Origin of the sequence: Lentisphaera araneosa HTCC2155 (genome assembly GCF_000170755.1) — a bacterium.
In the GTDB taxonomy this organism is placed as follows: domain Bacteria; phylum Verrucomicrobiota; class Lentisphaeria; order Lentisphaerales; family Lentisphaeraceae; genus Lentisphaera; species Lentisphaera araneosa.
In genome coordinates this window covers 1-4,317 of the sequence record NZ_ABCK01000060.1, presented here as the reverse complement: position 1 = coordinate 4,317, position 4,317 = coordinate 1, and the positions used below count along the sequence as shown (strand labels likewise).

Sequence of the window (4,317 nt, the reverse complement as noted above, 5' to 3'; positions counted from 1 at the left end):
TAATACTCAGCTGTTTATCACACTCTCTGATGATCTCTTTTGGAGTAGGCCAAGAAAAGGTCTAGATCTCTACTTTTGTGAAAGCGTTTAGGGTCATCAATAGTTAAGACAAAAGATAAAGCTGTAATGGGACCAACACCTGGTATTTGCTGAAGTTTTATAGCTTCTGGACATGACTCTTCACTTATTTGAAGAATCCGATCATCTAATCTATTGATTCGATCTGTTAAATCTTTACATTCTTCGAGAAGTTCTCCAAGAGTCGGAATTAACTCATCAGGAAGGTATTCAAACATTCTTTCGCCAAAACGATTTGATGCGCAACTAGGTAAATTGGTGGCACCAAGGCTTTTTAATAATCCACGCACACAGTTGATACATTTTGTACGAGCTACAACAAAGTGTTCACGGGCACGAATTACGGAAAGCATTTGTTGGGCTGATATACTTCGATGTTTAATTCCGTGAAGTAGCGTTGGGTCCATTCGAGCTACACGCGCAATCTTTTCCGCATCTCTTTCATCGCATTTATTTGTGTCAGCCCAAATCATTTGTAGTTTGCGGGCATTGGCTATAATGACATGAAAACCCATATCCTTAAGCTTCGTAGAAATCCATAGTGAACTGGCACCAACCTCCATTGCGACGCGCACCTTTGAGCAAGCTTTATATTGTTCAAAATACTCTTCTAAGCAGACAATATTATTTTCAATTTTTGTTTGATCAATTTTCTCTCCAGCGGAATTCAAAACACAAATATCATGTTTTTTGTTTCCAAGATCAATTCCTATTGTGATTTCAGGTACTTCGATAGTAATTTTAGACATGGCAGTTCTCCGTTAGTTTTTTCGTTAACTTAACTAATATCAGGCAAGGTCTGCTAGCAAGTGGACTTTGCCGAGGGCTGCCTTCTCATACTATCTGAGTTATGCTACGTACCTTCGGCACGGTCACTGCTCATCCTCCAAATAAAGAGCATCATCGTTAAATGGATAATCGAATATAAAAGTATAGATGGCTAAATTATGGCTCTTAAGAAAGATTTAAAGAAAACTCAAAAAAGCCTTTTTTTTGAGTTGAACAATAATGAATCTCATCTATAATTCAGCTCTCAAAACCCCGGTGGGGTTCCCGAGCGGTCAAAGGGAGCAGACTGTAAATCTGCCGGCTACGCCTTCGAAGGTTCGAATCCTTCCCCCACCACTTCAAACGCCAAACTCTAGCGAGTTTGGCGTTTTTTTTGTTATTATTCCAGTATAGCTCCATTGCATAGTCCAAGAGGTGTCGATCCTATTTATTTTGTAGGCTGAGAGCGCTGCTATGCGTATTCTATTTGGAGCTCAAAGTTCAAGAGAGTATGTTTTAAGATTCAAGATTTTTAATAAGTAGCTCTTGAAATAAAAGCATACTGGTACTAGTCTAGATTGTAATTATAATCAATCAGGGCTTTTTATATGGAATGTACAATAGATAAAAACGATGAAGATTTGGAGCCAATGAGAGAAGCTGTGCACTACCAGACGAAAGCTGAAGATAAAATAAGTCTGAGTAATAAGTTTATTTACAGTAGCGGAATCATAGTTAATAATCTATTGGGAACAGCGATTGGAGCTATGATGATTGTGTTTAACCTCGGTTTAGGCATGGATCCCTTTAAAGCGGGATTACTCGCGGCCTTACCGCGTTTGTGTGATGCCTTTACGGATCCACTCATGGGTTTTATTTCCGATAATCATCGTTCTAAATGGGGGCGTCGTCGCCCCTTTATGTTTATTGGAGCGATTTTGACGGGTTTATTTTTTATGCTTTTATGGAAGCTCCCCGTCGACAGGGGGCTGGATTATGTTTGGTGGTACTTTTTGATTGGTTCCATCATTTTTTATGGGGCGTATACAGTTTTTGCGACGCCTTTAGTGGCTTTAGGTTATGAGATGACCCCAGATTATCATGAGCGAACGCGTTTAATGGGCTTCACGAGTGTGGCGGGTAACCTAGTATATTTTGCGACGCCTTGGTTTTTTGCCTTTATGAAAAATGATAAATGGTTTGATAGTATGGCAGAGGCAGCAGCGACTTTGGGGCTCATTATCGGTGCTATTACGATTGTTCTTGGTTTGATCCCAGCGATTTTTCTGAAAGAGAGAGCTTTGGTGAAAGAGGAGAAAAAAGATTCGAAAAGTCTAGTCGTGGTGATGGGAGAGTTCTTTAAGGGCTTTGGGGCGACACTTAAGTTTAAGCCTTTCCTTAAATTGTGTATAGCGACTTTCCTAATCTTCAATAGTTTTATGCTGATCAATAGTTTTCAAACTTATATAGCGACTTATTACCTCTTCGGTGGAGATATGAAGCAGGGTGGCTTATATATGGGGATTGTAGGAATGATTACCACCGGGGCGACCTATTTGATCATTGTTTTATCCACCTGGATGTCGACGAAAATGGGTAAGCGCAAAGCTTTCTTTATCTGTATGGGGGTATCGTCAGTGGGTTATATTCTAAGATGGTTTTGTTATTCAAAAAGTTTACCGTGGCTTATCTTTATACCTGCACCCTTGGTGGCTTTTGGTATGGGCTCCCTCTTTACTTTGATCAACTCAATGGTGGCAGATGTCTGTGACTTGGATGAGTTGGAATCCAATGAGCGTCGTGAAGGGATGTTTGGCTCGATTTTTTGGTGGGTGATTAAGCTAGGCTTGGCTGCGGCCTTAGCTTTGTCAGGTTATTTATTAAATGTGAGTGGTTTTGATATCGAGCTCGCGAGTCAGCAAACAACTCAAGCCTTGTTCTTGCTTCGGGTTTTTGATGTGGGGATTCCCCTTGTTGCGACCGTTTTAGCGATATGGGCAGTTGCCTCTTACAAAATTACCGAAGAAAAAGCACACGAAATCCGTGAGAGCTTAGAAAAACGTCGTGGAGTTGTTTAATTATTTTTAAATCATCCAAAAAAGTATACTAGTTTGGACTTTTGTAGTACACAAATATATACCAGTACTGGAATGATTATTTTACTCATGTAGCTTAATGAAAAATAACATGGGATGAAAATGATGAGTAAAGACAATAAATTAGCCCGCGGGCGTGGGAAAAAAACTTTTCTTTATAAGCAATTTGCCGAGATTATTCGCAAAGAAATCGAAGATGGTAAGTATAAACCGGGTGAGCGTTTGCCCTCGATGGATGATTTATCGGTACGTTATAATCTCAATAAAATCACTGTCCGTCGTTCACTACAAGAGTTAGCCGATGCGGGCTTATTGTACTCAGTTCCTGCTCAAGGAACCTTTGTTTCCGAGTTTAGTGGAAGTTCCAAAGCAGTAGAGCAGAGTGAATCGGGTATTATGAATATCGGGCTTATTTCCAATGTCTTGATTCCTGGATCAACGGGGCCTTATCACATGTCGGTACTCGAGGGCATTCGCTCTGAAATTGGTCGCCACGATGCGAACTTCATTTTATTGCCGGCGCCGGGAAGCCGTGAACGCAAAGAAATCTTAAAAATGATTCATGGGGCGAATTTATCGGGTGTGATTTATATGGGTCCAGTGCCTCAGCTCTTCTTAGAACAGCTGATTAAAGATGGGCCACCCTCAATTGTGGTGGATTATCATTTTCATGGTCTTCGCGCGGATGTGGTTCAGGCAGATAATCGCGAAGGCGGTTTTGTGGCTCTCAATGCCTTAATTGAAAATGGTTGTAAAAAGCTGGCGGTTATTGCTGGAGATAAAGAACAGTCCACGACCGATGAGCGCCTTGATGGTGTATGGTCGGCAGCTAAAGCGCACAATATCCCCTTAGAATCTATTCGTGTAGAATACTCAGATTATCAGATAAACGGCGGTTATGAAGCCATGGAGCGCTTAGCTTCAGATATGCCTGATGGTGTTTTTTGTATGAATGATGAAATGGCTTTTGGGGCGAGTCGCTTACTCAAGGAAAAACTGGGTGATAACTTCATAGAAAAAGTTTCTTTGGTAGGTTTCGATGATATCAATTGGGCAGCTTTAGTGAACCCTGCTTTGAGTACGGTTTCTATCGATAAAGAAGCTATGGGACGCATTATTGCAAAGCGTTTGTTTGAACGCATCGAGAAGCCAGAAATACCGCGTTGTGTGACTCTGATGCCACCATCGTTTATATCGCGAGAGACTCTTTAAAGCTTCTCAAATTAAAATTTAGCCCCGTAGATCATTTGATTTACGGGGCTTTTTTGTGCCTAGGCTCATGATATGTAAGCTGATTAAAAGATTTTTGATGAAAAATATTAGGTAATCACCCTTGAATACATAAAGTATACTAGTATAGATATAGTACTTTAAA

2 protein-coding genes, 1 tRNA gene and 1 pseudogene are annotated in these 4,317 nt (G+C 40.6%); 3 read left to right on the top strand and 1 reads right to left on the bottom strand.

Features of this window, described 5'->3' with window-relative positions:
• Positions 1-827: pseudogene (locus LNTAR_RS24460) on the bottom strand (IS110 family RNA-guided transposase); the annotation flags it as partial.
• Between the two features lie 294 nt (positions 828-1,121).
• Here LNTAR_RS24460 and LNTAR_RS24455 point away from each other — a divergent pair.
• The 3 genes from LNTAR_RS24455 (at position 1,122) to LNTAR_RS24445 (ending at position 4,154) form a co-directional block, all read left to right on the top strand.
• Positions 1,122-1,203, top strand: a tRNA-Tyr gene (locus LNTAR_RS24455).
• Between the two features lie 251 nt (positions 1,204-1,454).
• The gene (locus tag LNTAR_RS24450) at positions 1,455-2,924 is read left to right on the top strand and encodes an MFS transporter (RefSeq protein WP_007281462.1); all 1,470 of its coding nucleotides are present in this window, start codon (positions 1,455-1,457) and stop codon (positions 2,922-2,924) included.
• 120 nt (positions 2,925-3,044) lie between these two features.
• Positions 3,045-4,154, top strand: a complete 1,110-nt coding sequence (locus tag LNTAR_RS24445; RefSeq protein ID WP_040915786.1) for a GntR family transcriptional regulator — start codon at positions 3,045-3,047, stop codon at positions 4,152-4,154.
• Positions 4,155-4,317 lie beyond the last annotated feature (163 nt).

Bases quoted from the DNA above. Each gene is read 5' to 3' on its own strand.
- LNTAR_RS24450 (WP_007281462.1), top strand. From the start codon at position 1,455: ATGGAATGTACAATAGATAAAAACGATGAAGATTTGGAGCCAATGAGA.
- LNTAR_RS24445 (WP_040915786.1), top strand. From the start codon at position 3,045: ATGATGAGTAAAGACAATAAATTAGCCCGCGGGCGTGGGAAAAAAACT.